Genomic DNA, 16,474 nt, shown 5'->3' with positions numbered 1-16,474 from the left:
GTACTTACATCTTGTTGAACAGGCTCAACTGCGAGATTTTCACGAAGGCCAACTGCGACGCTTCCAGCATGGTTTGCTGCAGGGTCAGGTTGATCGCCGCTTCACCCATGTCGATGTTCGCCAGGGCGCTCATGGTGGATTTGTTGGCCAGGCCGACACTTTCGTTTTCGCTGGACTGCACGGTGAGCGCATTCTGCCGCGCACCGATGGAGCCGCGCACGTTGTCCACCTGGTCCGCCGAGCTGGTCAGGTTGCTGACAGCGGCGTTGAGTGCATCCTGCAGCTTCACCCGTGCGCCTGGAATACCATCGGCCGGTTGTTCCAGGGCCTTGCGCAATTGGCTCAAGGTGTCGAGCGCACTCTGGGTCTTCTGGGTGCTGGCGCCGACCGCAAACTGATCACCTACATTAGGTGTGCCACTGAGGCCAAAGGTCACACCGGCCACTGTGATCGAGCTCGGCGTGGTGGTGGTGTCGATGACGCCCGAATCAATCGGCTTGCTGTTGGCGTTGTAGGGCTGTGCAAACACCTGGAAGGCCGACGAATCAGTGTCGCTGAACTTGACCAGCACACCGCTGTTGGCCGGAAAGGTGCTGGCATATTTAGCGGGATTGCTGACTGTGGCATTGGTCAACTGCGTCGACGAGGTGTTGCTTGCCGTGCGGGACACGTTAAAGGTGTCCGGCTTGGCGGCCAGGGTGAACTCGCGACCTTTGACCATGGCATCGGCATCAGGGCCAGTGGCCTTGTCCGTGAGATCGACGGTGATATCGAACTTGACCCCGCGCACGTTGATACTGGCACTGCCTTCCTTGGTGGAGTCGAACGTGCCATTACCCGGGAGCTGCGAGGTAATGTCGTTGTTGTCCTTGTCAGTCACCACGTACTGGGTGCTGCTGGTGAACGTTACCTTGTACGGCTGACCGTCGGCGAACGACTTGTTGTAGTCGACGCTCGATGTCACCAGACCGGCCGAGATGGCGACTTTATGGTCATCCACTTGCGACGGTGTGGTTGCCGGTGGCACGGGTGCGGGCGTGGTGTACTTGGACTGGGTGCGGCTGTTGTTGGCCGCGCCTTCCAGAATGGTCTTGCCGGTGTCGCCCGTTCGCACGGTCAACGTCTCGGACACCTGCAGGCTCAACTCGTTTTCGTCGCCCTGATAGTTGTAGGTGCCATCAATGTTGCGCGAGTACGGCGGCGTATCGGTCTTGGAGCCGGAGAACAGATAGTTGCCCGCCGCATCCTTGCTGTTGAGCAAGCCCAGCAGTTGGTCTTCAAGGGCACCCACTTCGACCGAGATGGATTTTCGGTCGGCATCACTGGTCACGCCACCGGCCTTCAACGCCAATTGGCTGGCGGCCTGGATCGTTGCATTGATCGCCGTCAGCACGCTTTCTTCGTTGGTCAGCGAGCTGTTGATGTTGGAGATATTGCCGCTGAACTGCGCCAACATGTCTTTCTGCTGCTGCAGCATCAGCAAACGCTGCGCCGCCACCGGGTCATCCCCTGCGGTTTGCACGCGCACGCCGGAACTCGCCTGCTGCTGAGCCTGCACCACGCCGGCATAGTTGTTCTGGTACTTGGCGGCACTGGTGTCGAAATACTGCTGTGTAGAAATGCGCATCGTCCCAGACTCCCTTAAAGACTATTGATCAGCGTGCTGAAGGTTTCTTGCGCAGCCTTGATGATCTGCGACGACGCTGTGTAGTACTGCTGGAACTTGATCATGTCGCCCGCTTCCTCATCCAGGTTGACCTGGGACACGGAGTTGCGCGCATTTTTGTTGGCCGTGAGCAACGCGTTGGTGGCGGTCGTGTCCGTGGTGGCCGCTGCGGCCTTGGCGCCGACCGTCGACACCAACTTGCTGTTGGCCCCGACCAGGCTGGTACCGCCGGTGCCATCGGCGGCGACGCCTACGGTGGCCTTGGTTTGCAGGTTCAGCAGCTCCTGCGCATTGCGGTTGTCGGACTTGCCGCTGGCGTTAAACGAAAAGGTGGTGCTGTCGCCAGCGGTGGGCGAGCCGGCCACCGAGGTGTCAAAGCTGAAGCTCTTGGCCGGTACCACCAGGGCGCCGCTGGCATCGCGCATCGGTACGTTGATGCTGATCTTGTTGGACTGCCCCGGAATAATGGTACCGGTGCCGATCGGATCGCCCTTGGCGTCGTTGATCGTATAGGACTGAGTGCCGTCGGCGGCTGGCTTGCCAAATACCATCTTCACCGGCATCGAGTTTTCAATGCCGATGCGCAGTTGCGCGGTATTGGCGCCGCCCTGGAGATCCAGCGGCACGGTCAGGGTCGGCGGCGTGAAGGTGCCGGTGCCCTGGTTGGTTTTGCTGGCCTCGCCTTTGAGCGGTGCAGCGAAGGCAATCTTGCTCGGGTCGGTGAGGACCGTGCCGATGTCCTTCGCGCCGCTGGCGGTCGGGCTGACCTTGAAGCTGTCACCGGCCGACATCGGGCCATTTTTAAGCTCAAGGGTAAAGCCGTCGATCACCGAAGGCGGTGTGGCGGAGATATCAAAGGTGCCCATGGCTTTGCCATCGGAGCGCTGCACCGTCACTTTATTGAGATTGGTCGGGTCGCTGAAGGTAACCTTGTAATCGTAGTTGGTGAGCTTGCTGGTGTCCTTGATCGTCACACCCAGGCTACCGGCGCCCTGGTTGCCTTGACCGGCCACACTGCGCAACGCCACTGCTGCTGCGCTATTGATGTCCTTGAACATCGACGCGCCGAACTCGCCATTCAGGTCGATGCCCTGCCCCAGTTGGCTGTTGATCGTATCGGCGGTGACGATGGCGATACGTCCCAGGTCGTTGATGGCCGGCATCAACACGTCACTGCGATAGCGCATCAGGCCGCCGATGCTGCCACCACTGATCACATTGCCGATATCCACCGCCGTGTTACCCGGCATGTTCATCTGAATGGTGTACTGGGTCGGATCGTCCTTGCCAGGCACGGCAGAAATCGAGTTGGACTGATCGCCCAGCACCAGGGATTGACCGGTGCCGGTGCTAACGCTGAATACACCGTTTTTCTCAGTGGCGGTCACGCCGATCAGCTCATTGAGCGAGCGCACCGCCTCGGCACGCGCATCCAGCAGGTTGGCCGGCGTGGTATTCGACGCGCCCTGAACCTGGTTGATCTGCTTGTTGAGGGACGCAATCGACGAGGTCAATTGGTTGACCTGGTCAGCCATGGAGGTCAGCTGGCTGTTGATGGTTTCTTTCTGCTGGCTCAATTGGTTGGAGATCGAGTTGAACCGGTTGCTCAAGGTCTGCGCGCTGGTGAGCAGAATCTGCCGTGCCGATGTGTCGCTCGGGTTGGCCGAGGCGGTCTGAGCCGCGGCGAAGAAGGCGCTGAGCACAGACGACATGCCGGTGGTCTTGTCCGACAGCGTCTTGTCCACAGCACTGACCTGATCCAGATACGCCTTGGCATCGCTGTTCAGCGAGGTGCTGTTCTGGTACGCCGCGTCGAGGAACTCGTTATACACCCGGCGCACATCGGCCAGGGTGGTGCCACTGCCAATGAACACACCACCGAACTGGTTCGCCGCGTTGGCATTCTGGGTAGTCTGCTGCCGTGAGTAACCCGCGGTGTTGGCGTTGGCAATGTTATTACTCAAGACCGACAACGATCCTTGAGCGGAATTGAGCCCTGACATCCCGATACTGAGCAAACTCATGGTTCAGACCTTATAAATGTGTGGTTGCGCCAGCGGCAGCGTAATTCTGGTAACTGTCCATCGTTTTGGCGATCTGCGAAATCTTGCTGGCATAGGCCGGGTCGGTTGCGTAACCGGCCTTTTGCAACTCGCGAACAAACTGTTCCGGGTTGTCGGCCGACTTCACAACTTCTTTATAGCGATCATTGCTTTGCAGCAACGTCACCAGGTCGTGGAAGCTGTCCTGGTAAGAGTCGTAGGAACGGAACTGCGCCGTTTCCTTGACCATCGCGCCATCGCGGAACTCGCTGGTGATCGCGCGAGCCTGGCCGCCCTGCCAACTCTGGCCGGCCTTGATGCCGAACAGGTTGTGGCTGCTGCTGCCGTCTTCGGCGCGCATCACCGATTTACCCCAACCGGTTTCCAGGGCGGCCTGGGCCACCAGGTACTTCGGATCGACACCAATCCGCGCGGCGGCCGCCTTGGCCATCGGCAACATGGTGGCGACAAATTCATCCTGTGAACTGAAGGCTTTCTTCGCCGGCGCCAACGGTGGCTGGGCCACGGCGCGGCCGTAGACCTGCATGCGCCCGCTCGGCACGGCGAAGGTACGCGCCGCACTGTTGACGACGTTATCGTCAGCGGCGCTGTTGCGCAGTGGCGCGGCCTTGGCTTCGCCGGTCACCTGGGTGCTCGGCACGATGCCAGCCAACAGGCGATCGGTCAGCTTGCTCGGCAAGGCGATGCGCCGCTGGTTCATCAATTCCATGTCATTGCTGTGGGCCGCCGGGGCACCCGCCTGTGGCTCAGCCACGCGGTAAGCCCACAGCGGACGCTGGCCGTTGGAGCGACCCAACGGACCATCGGCCTGGGTGCCGGCCGCAATCTCTGTCGGCACATCCATTTTCTTCACAGGCTCAGCCGCCGCCGGGCCTTGCAAGGTGGCGGCCTGGGCCTCCACCGGCTTGTTCTTCTGCATCTGGCGCATCAGCACGTCAGCCAGGCCGATACCACCGCCTTCGCGGGACATCGAGACCGCCAGTTGCTGGTCATACATTTCCTGGTACTGCTTGGCGGCCGGCGTGTTCATCGGGTTGTCCTTGCCCAACGCCTCGGTGGCCGAACGCATGGACTTGAGCATCTCGCTCAAGAACAACGACTCGAACTCCTGCGCCACTTTGCGCATGTTGCCTTCGCTGTTCTTGTCGGCGCCGACCTTGAGCTGGTTAAGCCGGTTCAAGTCGGAGTAGGACCCCGAGTCCGCCGTGCTGCTGATGCCGCTCTTGCGCATATCCATGGCCATGGCCTCAGATCACAATCAGGTCGGCTTGTAAGGCGCCGGCCTGCTTCAGTGCTTCGAGGATCGCCATCAAGTCGCCGGGCGCTGCGCCCACCTGGTTCACCGCGCGGACAATCTCATCCAGGGTGGTGCCGGGGCCGAACTTGAACATCGGCTTGGCTTCTTGCTGGGCATTCACACGCGAACGCGGCACCACCGCCGTCTGGCCGTTGGACAACGGCCCAGGCTGGCTGACGATCGGGTCTTCGGTGATGGTCACGGTCAGGCTGCCGTGGGTCACGGCCGCTGGCGAAACCTTGACGTTCTGGCCGATCACGATGGTGCCGGTCCGCGAGTTGATGATGACTTTGGCCACGGCCTGGCCTGGGTCCACCTCTAAGTTTTCCAGGATCGACAGGTAGTCCACACGCTGGCTTGGGTCCAGCGGCGCGGTCACACGGATAGAGCCGCCGTCGATGGCCTGGGCCACGCCTGGGCCGAGCATATCGTTGATCTTGTCGACCACGCGCTTGGCGGTGGTGAAGTCAGAGCGGTTGAGGTTCAAGGTCAGGCTGTTGCCTTGGTTGAAGCCGCTTGGCACGGTGCGTTCAACCGTGGCGCCACCTGGGATCCGACCGGCTGACGGCACGTTGACGGTGATCTTCGAACCATCGCGACCTTCGGCGTCAAACCCGCCCACCACCAGGTTGCCCTGGGCGATGGCGTACACGTTGCCGTCGATACCCTTGAGCGGCGTCATCAGCAAGGTGCCGCCGCGCAGGCTCTTCGAGTTACCGATCGACGACACGGTGATGTCCACTACCTGGCCCGGCTTGGAGAACGCCGGCAAGTCAGCACTGATCGACACCGCCGCGACGTTTTTCAGCTGCACGTTGCCCGACCCCGCCGGCACCTTGATACCGAACTGCGAGAGCATGTTGTTAAAGGTCTGCAGGGTGAACGGGGTCTGGGTGGTCTGGTCACCCGTACCGTTGAGCCCCACTACCAGGCCGTAGCCGATCAACTGGTTGGAACGCACGCCGGAGATGCTGGCGATGTCCTTCAGCCGTTCGGCCTGGGCGACAGCGCTCAAGGAAAGCAGGAGTGCGGCCGCCATCAGCTGTTTGAGTTTCAAAGTGGCCACCTAGAAAGGGAACAGCGGGCTAAGGAAGAAACGGTCGAACCAGCCCGGCTGACTCGCATCAGCAAACGAACCTGTACCCGAGTAGGTAATGCGCGCGTCGGCGATTCGCGTCGACGGCACGGTGTTGTCAGTGGAGATGTCATCGGCGCGGACCATGCCGGCAATGCGCACCAGCTCGTCACCGGTATTAAGGGTCATCCACTTTTCACCGCGCACGGCGATGATGCCGTTGGGCAATACATCGGCCACGGTCACCGTGATCGAACCGGTCAGGCTGTTGCCCTGCCCTGCCGCGCTCTTGCCGTTGGTGGCACGATCGCCGCTGTAACCCACATCCAGACTCAGGTCGCCGCTGCCCAATGGGTTGTTGGTGTTGGGCACACCGCCGAACAACGACGTCAGGCCGATGCCGGCCTTGCTGGTCTTGCCGATCTGCGAGTTGGCATTCTTGCTGGCCTGGGTCTTCTCGTTCAGGGTGATGGTGATGATGTCACCGACCCGGAACGCCTTGCGGTCGCTGTACAGGTTCTGTTCGAAACCGGCTTGGTAGATCGAGCCATTGTTGGCGGCCGCCGGCAACGGCGTGCGTGGCAACACCGGCGCGTAGTACGGGTCATTGGGTTTTGGCGTCGGGGCGACACAGCCCGCGAGCACGGCAATCCCACTCAATGCCAGAACAGAAACATAGCGATTCATGACCCTTACCTCACGGTGTTGCAGGCGCCCTCATGAGCGCCCCATAGACTTGATTACAGATTCTGCGTTACGAACGAAAGCATCTGGTCGGCGGTGGAGATCACCTTGGAGTTCATCTCGTAGGCGCGCTGGGTGGTGATCATGTTGACCATCTCCTCAACGGTGCTCACGTTGGAGGTTTCCAGGGTGCTTTGCAGCGTGGTGCCGAAACCGTTCAGGCCAGGGGTGCCGATTTGCGGCGCGCCGCTGGAGGCGGTTTCCAGGAACAGGTTGTTGCCCATTGCTTGCAGGCCGGCCGGGTTGATGAAGTCGGCGGTCTGCAGGTTGCCGATCACTTGCGACGCGGGGTTGCCGGCCACGGTGATGGACACGGTGCCGTCGTTGCCGACGGTGAAGGTCTTGGCGTCGGCGGGAACGACCACGGCCGGCTCCAGGGCAAAACCGTTGGCGGTGACGATCTGGCCGTTGGAGTCCAGGTGGAAAGTACCGTCACGGGTGTAGGAAGTGGTGCCATCCGGTTGCAGGATCTGGAAGAAACCACGGCCGTTGATGGCCATGTCCAGCGGCTGGCCGGTCTGTTGCAGGTTACCGGCGCTGAAGTTCTTCTGGGTGCCAACGATCTGCACACCGGTACCCAATTGCAGGCCGGACGGCAGTTCGCTGTCCTGGGTCGACTGGGCGCCTGGCTGCTTCTTGATCTGATAGAGCAAGTCCTGGAACTCGGCACGGTCACGTTTGAAACCCGTGGTCGACACGTTGGCCAAGTTGTTGGAAATGGTGGTCAGGTTGGTGTCCTGGGCGGACAAACCGGTTTTGGCAACCCATAGAGCCGGAAGCATGCTGTTCTCCTTTGCGCGCCTGTTTGTTGGCGCTACATCACAAATTAATTAGTGGGCTGCAATCAGCTCATCTGCATGACGCGAGTCATGGCCTGGTCGTCTTCCTTGGCGCTGTTCATCATCTTGATGTGCAGCTCGAACTGCTTGGAAAGCGCCAGCACAGCGGTCATTTCTTCCACCGCATTGACGTTGCTCGCCTGCAGGAAGCCCGAGGTCAGCGTGACCGTCGCGTCAGCCTGGGCCGGCTGGCCATCCTTGGTGTGGATGGTGCCGTCGAGGCCTTTATTCATGTTCTTCAGGTCCGGCTGGACCAGCTTGATGCGGTCCACTTCCGCCATCACGCGCGGGCCTTCACCCATGGCGCGAATGCTGATGGTGCCATCAGCCCCCACTTCGATCTTCTGCTGCGGCGGCACGGCAATCGGGCCACCGTTGCCCATGATCGGCATGCCGTTGCCGGCGCGCAGCACACCCAATGCATCGACGTTCATGCTCGCGCTGCGCACGTAGGCTTCGCTGCCGTCCGGGGTCTGCACGGCCATCCAGCCATTGCCGCTGACGGCAACGTCCAGGTCACGGCCCGTCTCGATCATCGCGCCAGGCGTGAAGTCGGTGGCTGGACGCTCGGTCATGGCAAACGCGCGCGCCGGAAAGCTGTCACCGAACACCGGCATCGAACGCGCCTGCTCCAGGTCACGTTGGAAACCATTGGTGGAAATGTTCGCCAGGTTGTTGGCATGGGCCTTCTGCGCCAGAGCATTCTGGCTGGCGCCGGTCATTGCCACATAAAGGTACTTGTCCACGCTCTTTCCTCTTTCTGACGGACGCTTGCCGCCCACCGCTGTACTGATGAGGCTTAAGCAATTTGCGAACCAACTTTTGAAAAGAGGATGAAGTGCAGGTGGGACGGGGGTTTGCGGGCGGGCGTCAAGAAATGACGCCCCCTCGATAGTCGAAAAAACGGCGGACTACTGCCGCCTGCGGCAAGCGCAGGTTACTTGTCGGCCTTGATCACTTCGTAATCGCGCAGCTTATTGGCGATGGTGGTGTGAGACACCCCCAGGCGCTTGCCCAACTGTCGGCTGCTGGGATGCTCGGCGTACAAGGCTTCCAACACCGCCTTCTCGAATCGACCAACGATGTCTTCCAGGCCGCCCTCCAAGGAAAAATCGCCAAGCGGCTGACGCACGCCATAATCCGGCAGCCGAATATGTTCGGCCTTGACCGTCCCTCCGTCACACAACGACACCGCCTGGAACAGCACGTTTTCCAACTGCCGTACGTTGCCCGGCCAGTGGTAGTGGCTCAGGCGGTCCATGGCGGCCGGCGCCAGCTTGGGCAACGGGCAGCCGATCTGGCGACTGGCCTGATCGAGAAAGTGCTCAACCAGCGGCGCAAGCCCGTCGAGACATTCACGTAGCGGTGGAATATGCAGGGACAGCACGTTGAGACGGTGATAGAGGTCCTGACGGAATTCGCCACGGGCGCACAGCTCGGACAAGTCCACCTGGGTCGCGCAGATCACCCGCACGTCCAAGTACACCTCTTCATCGCTGCCTACGCGGCGGAAGCAACCGTCCTGCAAAAAGCGCAGCAATTTCACCTGCAAGCGCGCGCTCATCTCCCCGACGCCATCGAGAAACAATGTACCGCCCGCCGTCAGTTCCAACAGTCCCAACTTGCCTTCGGCCCGTGCACCTTCGAACGCGCCAGGGCCGTAGCCGAAGAGCTCGGTCTCGGCCATCGACTCGGGCAGGCCCGCGCAGTTAAGCGCCATCAACGGCGATTGCCCACGCGGGCTGGCCAGGTGACATGCACGCGCCAACAGCTCTTTACCGGTGCCGGTTTCGCCTTCTATTAATAGATGCGCATCCAGCGGCGCCATGCGCCGGGCTTCGCGCACCACGGCGGCCATGACTTTGGAGCTTTGGAAAATGCTGTCAAAGCCACGCAGTTCCTGCTTGCGCACGTTATAGATGCGCTCACCAACGCGGTCGGCGCGGTGCAGGGTCAGCACAGCGCCGGCCATGGCCTCGCTGTCGTCATGTTCGGAGGATTGCAGCGGCGCGATGTCCGCCAGGAACACGTCACCCTTGACCTTGACCCGCAGGCCGTTGATCCGCGATTTGCTGGCGCGCACCAGTTCCGGCAAGTCGAAGTCCTCGGCATACCGCGACAACGGAATGCCTGGCACCTCATCCACCCGCACTCCGAGCAGCTGTGCCGCCGCGCGGTTGGCGGCGACGATCGAGCCGCCCATGTCGATCGACAGCACCGGAAACTCCAGCGCGCCAAGCAACGCATTGAGCTCCATATGCCGGCGCTCGCTGGGCATCAACCCTACCCTTTTGACGCCAAATACCCCGGCAATCGCCTCGAACTGCGGGCGCAATGCCTGGAACTGCATGTTCACCAGGTTCGGGCAAAACAGGTAGATGGCATTGCCATGCTCACCGCCCACCTCGCCCTTGGCGACGTTGACGCCGTATTCCACCAGCAGGTTGAGAATGTCCCGCAGGATGCCGATGCGGTTCTGGCAATGCACTTTGATACGCATGAAGAGGCCCGAAAAGTGGGGAGGCGCCGCGTCTTTTTGTCGCTGGGCGCAGATAGTCGTCAAGATTATGTGACAGCTTGCGGGCTTTTCCCAGCCCAAGACAACGGCCACCCTCATAAGCGTAACGAATACTTTACGGAAACTGGTAAGTTTTCCTACGTAAAGGCGTTTTAAACAGATGGAATCTGGCCGCGCACGGGTTATCAATAAGCGCATCGCAGGACATAACAAGAACGAATGCCTAGCAGGAGAGCCGTATGAAGCAGACGCAGTACGTGGCCCGCGAGCCCGATGCGCAAGGTTTTATCCACTACTCGCAGGAAGAACATGCGGTGTGGAACACCCTGATCACTCGCCAGTTGAAAGTGATCGAGGGGCGCGCCTGCCAGGAATACCTGGACGGCATCGACAAGCTCGGCCTGCCCCATGACCGCATTCCGCAACTGGGCGAAATCAACAAAGTGCTGGCCGAGACCACCGGCTGGCAGGTCGCCCGCGTGCCGGCGCTGATCCCCTTCCAGACATTTTTCGAGTTACTCGCCAACAAGCAGTTTCCTGTGGCGACGTTTATCCGCACCCGCGAAGAACTCGACTATCTGCAAGAACCGGATATTTTTCACGAGATCTTCGGCCACTGCCCATTGCTGACCAACCCCTGGTTCGCCGAATTCACCCACACCTACGGCAAGCTCGGCCTGGCGGCCACCAAGGAGCAACGCGTGTACCTGGCGCGCCTCTACTGGATGACCATCGAATTCGGCCTGGTGGACACGCCCGAAGGTCGACGCATCTACGGTGGCGGCATTCTGTCGTCGCCCAAGGAGACGGTGTACAGCCTGTCGTCCGAGCCCGAGCATCAAGTGTTCGACCCGCTGGAGGCGATGCGCACGCCGTATCGCATCGACATCCTGCAACCGTTGTACTTCGTGCTGCCAGACCTCAAGCGCCTGTTCGAAGTCGCGCAGGAGGACATCATGGGCATGGTGGAACGTGGCATGCAGCTGGGTCTGCACGCACCGAAGTTTCCACCCAAGCCCAAGGCGGCTTGAACCTTACATCTTGAGGCCAGGTGAGTCTGTTCCCTGGCCGCGCGTTGCTTTAGGGTAACGCTACTGATCTTCATACCTTCGAATTCAGGACACCCTCATGACCACCTTGAACCAAGCCCACTGCGAAGCCTGCCGTGCCGATGCCCCGCAAGTCAGCGACGAAGAACTGCCGGTGCTGCTCAAGCAGATCCCTGACTGGAACATCGAAGTCCGCGACGGCGTGATGCAACTGGAAAAGGTTTTCCTGTTCAAGAACTTCAAATTCGCCCTGGCCTTCACCAACGCCATGGGTGACATCTCCGAAGCCGAAGGCCATCACCCAGGCCTGCTCACCGAGTGGGGCAAGGTCACCGTGACCTGGTGGAGCCATTCCATCAAAGGCCTGCACCGCAACGACTTCATCATGGCCGCGCGCACCGACGAAGTGGCCAAGGAAGCCGAGGGCCGCAAGTAATGCATTTCGATGCCATTGGCCGCGTGCCCGGCGACCCGATCCTCGGGCTGATGGACCTGTACGCCCAGGACAGCAACCCGAACAAATTCGATCTGGGCGTGGGCGTCTACAAGGATGACCAGGGCCTCACCCCAATTCCGCACTCGGTGAAGCTGGCCGAACAGCGCCTGGTGGACACGCAAACCACCAAGACCTACATCGGCGGCCACGGCAATGCGGCGTTCGGCAGGCTGATCAGTGAGCTGGTGCTCGGCGCGGACTCGGCGGTGATCCGCGAGCGCCGCGCCGGCGCCACCCAGACACCGGGCGGCACCGGGGCCCTGCGCCTGAGCGCCGACTTTATCGCGCACAACCTGCCCGGTCGCGGCGTCTGGTTGAGCAACCCGACCTGGCCGATCCACGAAACCATCTTTGCCAAGGCCGGGATCCCGGTCAGCCATTACCCCTACGTGGGTGCGGACAATCGCCTGGACGTGGCGGCCATGCTGGCGACCCTGTCCAGCGTACCCAAGGGCGACGTGGTGCTGTTGCATGCCTGCTGCCATAACCCGACCGGTTTCGACCTGTCCCAGGACGACTGGCGCCAGGTGCTGCAGATCGTGCGCGAGCGCCAGTTGCTGCCGCTGATCGACTTCGCCTACCAAGGCTTCGGCGATGGTTTGGAGCAGGACGCCTGGGCCGTGCGGTTGTTTGCAGCCGAGCTGCCGGAAGTGCTGATCACCAGTTCATGCTCGAAGAACTTCGGCCTGTACAGCGACCGCGTCGGCGCGTTGATCGTGTGTGCGGCGGATGCCGAAAAGCTCACGGATGTGCGCAGCCAGTTGGCCAACACGGCGCGCAACCTGTGGTCGACGCCGCCGGACCATGGTGCTGCGGTAGTGGCGACCATCCTGGGGGATACCGAGCTGAAAAAGCGCTGGAGCGACGAGGTCGAAGGCATGCGCTCACGGATCGCACACCTGCGTTCGGGCTTGGTGGAGGCGTTGGCGCCACACGGCCTGTCGGAGCGGTTTGCGCATATCGGAGCGCAGCGTGGGATGTTTTCCTATACCGGCTTGAGTGCCGAGCAGGTGAAGCAACTGCGCGAAAAGCACAGCGTGTATATGGTGAGTTCGGGTCGGGCCAACGTGGCGGGCATTGATGCGACACGCCTGACGCTGCTGGCTCAAGCCATTGCCGATGTCTCCAACTGAAGAAACCGAATCAAAACTGTGGGAGCGGGCTTGCTCGCGAAAGCGGTGTGTCATCCGACACATCAGGTGACTGACCTACCGCATTCGCGAGCAAGCCCGCTCCCACATTTTCGACCGAGTCAGGCTCTAGCCCGCTACCATCTCTGCCTTGAGCTGCGCCTCTTTCGCCTGCGCATCCGCCAACCGATACAACTCGATGCTCCCATCCCAGTGTTCGATCAACGCCGTGCACGACTCCACCCAATCCCCGCAGTTGAGGTAATCCACCTCGCCCACCTTGCGAATCTCCGCATGGTGGATATGACCGCACACCACGCCATGCAACTCGCGCTTGGTCACCTCGTGGGCGATAGCTTCTTCAAAATCGCTGATGAAGTTCACGGCCGTCTTGACCTTGTGCTTGAGGTACGCCGACAGCGACCAATAGCCATAACCGTAGCGCGCGCGCCAGTGGTTCAGCCAGCGGTTCAGCGTGAGGGTGAACTCGTAGGCCGAGTCACCAAGGAACGCCAGCCAGCGGTGGTAACGGGTGATCACGTCGAACTGATCGCCGTGGATCACCAGCAGATGCCGGCCGTCGGCAGTCACGTGTATGGCTTCGTCGACCAGCTGGATATTGCCCAGGATCAGCTTGGAATAGCGACGCAGGAATTCGTCGTGGTTGCCGGTGACGTAGATCACCTCGGTACCGCGCTTGGCCATGGTCAACAGGCGACGGATCACGTTGGTGTGGGCCTGGGGCCAATACATGCCGCCGCGCAGTTTCCAGCCGTCGATAATGTCACCGACCAGGTAGACCTTGTCGGCCTGGTAGCCCTTGAGGAACTGCGACAAATGTTCGGCCTGGCAATCCCGGGTGCCCAGGTGCACATCGGAAATCCACAGGGTACGAACCCGTTGCTTGCGGCTGGGCTTGGCGAACTCGGCACTGGTCATGGGCATCCCTCGACGGTGTTTTCGCGAGCTTGCGCCCTGGCGATTAATAGCCCATGACAACTGTGCGTCAGTCTGATGACAGCGCTCAGGGCCCGCAAAGCGTTGTAGACTGCCCGCTTGCCGCCCAGGAGACCGCAATGGGACCCACCCTCACCCTACGCCACTACGTCGAAGCGCCCCTCGCCCACAGCCATGACCATGCGCAGTTGGTGTTCGGCCTGTCCGGGCACCTGGACCTGGAAGTGGACGGCCGTGGCAGCCAGGTGCGCGAAAGCAGCGTGATGGTGCTGCCCTTCTCTGCCCACCATGCGTGCGGCAGTCGCGATGGCAGTCGTTGCCTGGTGCTGGATGTGCCGACCGAGCACTGGGTGCTGCAATCGCTGGGCGAGCATGCCGATGCCAGTCGCCGCCTGCTCGACCAGCCCGCGCGGCTGACCCTGGACTCGCGGCAAAGCCAACTGGTGCAATGGCTGGCACACAGCCCGGTACATGACCCATTGATCGTGCAGCAAGGCGCGGTGCTGTTGCTGGCCAGCCTCAATCATCCGCTGGCCCCACCGCAGCCGGGCCGACGCCTGCCGTACGCAGCCTTCAATCAACATATCGAGCGACACCTTGCGCATCCGTTGCAGGTGGCTGACCTGGCGCGTATCGCTGATTTGTCAGTGGCGCGCCTGCACGCACGGTTCATGGCCGAATGCGGGCAAACACCGATGGACTACATCCGTAGCCGTCGCCTGCACATGGCCTTGGACCTGTTGCGTCAAACACCTCTGCCCATCGGTGAAATCGCCGATCGCGTCGGTTACGCCTCGCAAAGTGCCTTCGCCGCCGCCATGCTGCGGGAATTTGGCGCCTCGCCGGGTGCTTTACGGCGTAAGCCGTAGGAAGAGTCTCGCGATAAACATCGCGAGCCGGACGACAGACACCGATGCGGGCCACCCACTAGACTGCGTTTCTGTCACACCAAGACTCAAGGATCGCAATGACTCCCCGCTCAGCCCTCGGCGCCCTGCACGTCGGCGCATTGATGTTTGGCCTCACCGGCGTATTCGGCAAACTGGCGGCCGCCTCCCCGGCCATCATCGTTTTTGGTCGCGCCGTGTTTGCCGTGGTGGCGCTGGCGGTATTCGCACGGTTCGCCAGCAGCACCGCCTGGAAAACCCTGGAACTGCGCGACTGGCGCCGACTGCTGGTCAGCGGCGTATTGCTGGCGGCGCACTGGGTGACCTTCTTTATTGCCGTGAAAGTCGCCGGCGTAGCGGTTGCGACCTTGGGCTTCACCGCATTTCCAGCTTTTACCGTGATCCTCGAGGGGCTGATTTTCCGCGAGCGCATCCGCGCCAACGAAGTGGTCCTGGTCGTGCTGGTCAGCGTCGGCCTGGTGTTGGTTACCCCGGACTTCAATCTCGCCAGCGAAGCCACCGGCGGGCTGCTCTGGGGCATCGCCTCGGGGTTGCTGTTTTCCCTGCTGTCACTGAATAACCGCGCCAGTTCCGGACGCATCCCGGCGGTGCAGGCAGCGCTGTGCCAGAACGTAGTGGTCGCCGTGTGCCTGTTGCCCGTGGCGGCGCCCGGTCTGACAGAGGTGAGCGCAATCGACTGGTTGTGGATCGGTTTGCTCGGCGTGTTCTGCACCGGCCTGGCCCATAGCCTATTTGTTGCCAGCCTCGCGGTGATCAAGGCGCGTACCGCTTCGGTGGTGTTCGCCATGGAGCCGGTCTACGGCATCACCGCAGCCTGGCTGCTGTTTGCCGAAACCCCGACGCTGCGCATGCTCCTGGGCGGTGTGTTGATCATCATCGCGATCGTGCTGTCAGGGTTGATGGGCGGTGCCAGCCAGGCCAAGCAGCCCGCGGCGACGGCCTGATCTATACTTTGAATATCCGCAACAGTCCGCAGTCGTTCAACGGATAACCGACAGCTCGACGACAGCCTGGGTGTGTTCTGAAGTTGCTGCACGCGAGTGGTCACAACCTCAACGCGATGCGGGAGCTTTACCATGGAAATGCTCATCAATTTGTTAGTGCAGATCATCAGCGGGGCCGTCGGCGGCAACATCGCCGGCATGACCAAACAGAGCCTCGGGACCGGGCTCAATACCCTGATCGGCGGTGTCGGCGGGCTGGTGCTCGGCCAAGTCGTCGCGGCACTCACGGGCACCTCGGGCGGCGAAGCCCTGGATGTGGCGGCAGTGGGCAGCAACATTGTCGGCGGAGGTGTCGGCGGGCTGGTACTGACGTGGGTGATTGGCTTTATCAAGCAAAAGATGGCGGCCAAATAACCACCGTGTCACCGCCCCACGGGGCGGTGACTTTCACTGGGTGCGGTCGTTATGCCCCAGGTCGCGCTGCGGGTCGATCTGGTCACGTACGCGCTGCTTGAGTACCTTGGCCTCGGGAAAACCGCCGTCGACCTTGCGCTCCCAGATCTGCACGCCATCACAGGTGATGCGAAATGCGCCACCAGTGGCCGGTTCCAGCGCCACTTTGCCCAGGTCATCCGCAAACGTACTCAACAGTTACTGCGCCAACCACGCGGCGCGCAGTAGCCACTGGCACTGGGTGCAATAGGTGATGACGATCTCGGGTTTGATCGAAGACATGATTTGAGAGGCTCCAGGCGTAACGGGCTCAGCGGATCGAGTGGCTATAATAG

General features: G+C 61.3%; 15 protein-coding genes and 1 pseudogene. 6 read left to right on the top strand and 10 right to left on the bottom strand.

Annotated features, from left to right (window positions below; translation table 11 throughout):
- Positions 1 to 4 precede the first annotated feature (4 nt).
- The 8 genes from ACP7BX_RS11300 to ACP7BX_RS11265 all read right to left on the bottom strand — a co-directional run bounded on the left by ACP7BX_RS11300 (position 5) and on the right by ACP7BX_RS11265 (position 10,184).
- Complete coding sequence (locus ACP7BX_RS11300) at positions 5 to 1,627, bottom strand: flagellar hook-associated protein 3 (RefSeq protein WP_314529005.1); 1,623 nt, start codon at positions 1,625 to 1,627, stop codon at positions 5 to 7.
- Positions 1,628 to 1,641: 14 nt separating this feature from the next.
- Positions 1,642 to 3,690 (bottom strand): flagellar hook-associated protein FlgK, encoded by a 2,049-nt coding sequence (flgK, locus tag ACP7BX_RS11295; protein ID WP_426126496.1) that lies wholly within the window; start codon positions 3,688 to 3,690, stop codon positions 1,642 to 1,644.
- Between the two features lie 10 nt (positions 3,691 to 3,700).
- Positions 3,701 to 4,972 carry a flagellar assembly peptidoglycan hydrolase FlgJ gene (gene flgJ / locus ACP7BX_RS11290; protein WP_426126494.1) on the bottom strand — a complete coding sequence of 424 codons (1,272 nt, stop codon included), beginning with the start codon at positions 4,970 to 4,972 and terminating at the stop codon, positions 3,701 to 3,703.
- A gap of 4 nt (positions 4,973 to 4,976) precedes the next feature.
- Positions 4,977 to 6,065 (bottom strand): flagellar basal body P-ring protein FlgI, encoded by a 1,089-nt coding sequence (locus ACP7BX_RS11285; RefSeq protein ID WP_033901075.1) that lies wholly within the window; start codon positions 6,063 to 6,065, stop codon positions 4,977 to 4,979.
- A 27-nt stretch (positions 6,066 to 6,092) separates the two neighbouring features.
- Positions 6,093 to 6,788, bottom strand: a complete 696-nt coding sequence (gene flgH / locus ACP7BX_RS11280) for a flagellar basal body L-ring protein FlgH (protein ID WP_269131572.1) — start codon at positions 6,786 to 6,788, stop codon at positions 6,093 to 6,095.
- A gap of 53 nt (positions 6,789 to 6,841) precedes the next feature.
- Positions 6,842 to 7,627, bottom strand: a complete 786-nt coding sequence (gene flgG / locus ACP7BX_RS11275; RefSeq protein WP_005790105.1) for a flagellar basal-body rod protein FlgG — start codon at positions 7,625 to 7,627, stop codon at positions 6,842 to 6,844.
- Positions 7,628 to 7,689: 62 nt separating this feature from the next.
- Positions 7,690 to 8,430: a flagellar basal body rod protein FlgF gene (locus ACP7BX_RS11270; protein ID WP_038847726.1), complete on the bottom strand. Its 741-nt coding sequence runs from the start codon at positions 8,428 to 8,430 to the stop codon at positions 7,690 to 7,692.
- Positions 8,431 to 8,621: 191 nt separating this feature from the next.
- A complete protein-coding gene (locus tag ACP7BX_RS11265; RefSeq protein WP_426126492.1) occupies positions 8,622 to 10,184 on the bottom strand; it encodes a sigma-54-dependent transcriptional regulator in 1,563 nt (520 codons plus the stop codon).
- A gap of 257 nt (positions 10,185 to 10,441) precedes the next feature.
- Between ACP7BX_RS11265 and phhA the strand changes: the two genes are divergently transcribed.
- From phhA to ACP7BX_RS11250, 3 genes are all read left to right on the top strand, one after another.
- Entirely contained in the window at positions 10,442 to 11,233 is a 792-nt protein-coding gene (gene phhA, locus ACP7BX_RS11260; protein WP_033900734.1) for a phenylalanine 4-monooxygenase, read from the top strand.
- 97 nt (positions 11,234 to 11,330) lie between these two features.
- Positions 11,331 to 11,687: a 4a-hydroxytetrahydrobiopterin dehydratase gene (locus ACP7BX_RS11255; RefSeq protein WP_426126489.1), complete on the top strand. Its 357-nt coding sequence runs from the start codon at positions 11,331 to 11,333 to the stop codon at positions 11,685 to 11,687.
- Positions 11,687 to 12,880, top strand: a complete 1,194-nt coding sequence (locus ACP7BX_RS11250) for an amino acid aminotransferase (RefSeq protein ID WP_426126487.1) — start codon at positions 11,687 to 11,689, stop codon at positions 12,878 to 12,880. Before ACP7BX_RS11255 ends, ACP7BX_RS11250 begins: the two co-directional genes overlap by 1 nt.
- A gap of 126 nt (positions 12,881 to 13,006) precedes the next feature.
- Here ACP7BX_RS11250 and ACP7BX_RS11245 read toward each other — a convergent pair whose 3' ends face one another.
- Complete coding sequence (locus tag ACP7BX_RS11245) at positions 13,007 to 13,816, bottom strand: UDP-2,3-diacylglucosamine diphosphatase (protein WP_426126485.1); 810 nt, start codon at positions 13,814 to 13,816, stop codon at positions 13,007 to 13,009.
- Between the two features lie 137 nt (positions 13,817 to 13,953).
- Between ACP7BX_RS11245 and ACP7BX_RS11240 the strand changes: the two genes are divergently transcribed.
- The 3 genes from ACP7BX_RS11240 to ACP7BX_RS11230 all read left to right on the top strand — a co-directional run bounded on the left by ACP7BX_RS11240 (position 13,954) and on the right by ACP7BX_RS11230 (position 16,100).
- A complete protein-coding gene (locus ACP7BX_RS11240) occupies positions 13,954 to 14,703 on the top strand; it encodes an AraC family transcriptional regulator (protein WP_426126483.1) in 750 nt (249 codons plus the stop codon).
- A 98-nt stretch (positions 14,704 to 14,801) separates the two neighbouring features.
- Entirely contained in the window at positions 14,802 to 15,686 is an 885-nt protein-coding gene (locus ACP7BX_RS11235) for a DMT family transporter (RefSeq protein ID WP_426126481.1), read from the top strand.
- Positions 15,687 to 15,818: 132 nt separating this feature from the next.
- A complete protein-coding gene (locus ACP7BX_RS11230; RefSeq protein ID WP_016976544.1) occupies positions 15,819 to 16,100 on the top strand; it encodes a hypothetical protein in 282 nt (93 codons plus the stop codon).
- A gap of 33 nt (positions 16,101 to 16,133) precedes the next feature.
- Here the strand turns inward: ACP7BX_RS11230 and ACP7BX_RS11225 are convergent.
- Positions 16,134 to 16,421 (bottom strand): annotated as a pseudogene (locus tag ACP7BX_RS11225) (SelT/SelW/SelH family protein).
- Positions 16,422 to 16,474: the final 53 nt, after the last annotated feature.

Source organism: Pseudomonas sp. DWP3-1-3b3 (assembly GCF_049896305.1).
Classification (GTDB): domain Bacteria; phylum Pseudomonadota; class Gammaproteobacteria; order Pseudomonadales; family Pseudomonadaceae; genus Aquipseudomonas; species Aquipseudomonas azotoformans_A.
This window is presented reverse-complemented; position numbering and strand designations above follow the sequence as displayed.

Coding starts and splice junctions, on each gene's coding strand:
- ACP7BX_RS11300 (WP_314529005.1), bottom strand. CDS start 1,627: ATGCGCATTTCTACACAGCAGTATTTCGACACCAGTGCCGCCAAGTAC.
- flgK (WP_426126496.1), bottom strand. CDS start 3,690: ATGAGTTTGCTCAGTATCGGGATGTCAGGGCTCAATTCCGCTCAAGGA.
- flgJ (WP_426126494.1), bottom strand. CDS start 4,972: ATGGCCATGGATATGCGCAAGAGCGGCATCAGCAGCACGGCGGACTCG.
- ACP7BX_RS11285 (WP_033901075.1), bottom strand. CDS start 6,065: ATGGCGGCCGCACTCCTGCTTTCCTTGAGCGCTGTCGCCCAGGCCGAA.
- flgH (WP_269131572.1), bottom strand. CDS start 6,788: ATGAATCGCTATGTTTCTGTTCTGGCATTGAGTGGGATTGCCGTGCTC.
- flgG (WP_005790105.1), bottom strand. CDS start 7,627: ATGCTTCCGGCTCTATGGGTTGCCAAAACCGGTTTGTCCGCCCAGGAC.
- ACP7BX_RS11265 (WP_426126492.1), bottom strand. CDS start 10,184: ATGCGTATCAAAGTGCATTGCCAGAACCGCATCGGCATCCTGCGGGAC.
- phhA (WP_033900734.1), top strand. CDS start 10,442: ATGAAGCAGACGCAGTACGTGGCCCGCGAGCCCGATGCGCAAGGTTTT.
- ACP7BX_RS11255 (WP_426126489.1), top strand. CDS start 11,331: ATGACCACCTTGAACCAAGCCCACTGCGAAGCCTGCCGTGCCGATGCC.
- ACP7BX_RS11250 (WP_426126487.1), top strand. CDS start 11,687: ATGCATTTCGATGCCATTGGCCGCGTGCCCGGCGACCCGATCCTCGGG.
- ACP7BX_RS11245 (WP_426126485.1), bottom strand. CDS start 13,816: ATGACCAGTGCCGAGTTCGCCAAGCCCAGCCGCAAGCAACGGGTTCGT.
- ACP7BX_RS11240 (WP_426126483.1), top strand. CDS start 13,954: ATGGGACCCACCCTCACCCTACGCCACTACGTCGAAGCGCCCCTCGCC.
- ACP7BX_RS11235 (WP_426126481.1), top strand. CDS start 14,802: ATGACTCCCCGCTCAGCCCTCGGCGCCCTGCACGTCGGCGCATTGATG.
- ACP7BX_RS11230 (WP_016976544.1), top strand. CDS start 15,819: ATGGAAATGCTCATCAATTTGTTAGTGCAGATCATCAGCGGGGCCGTC.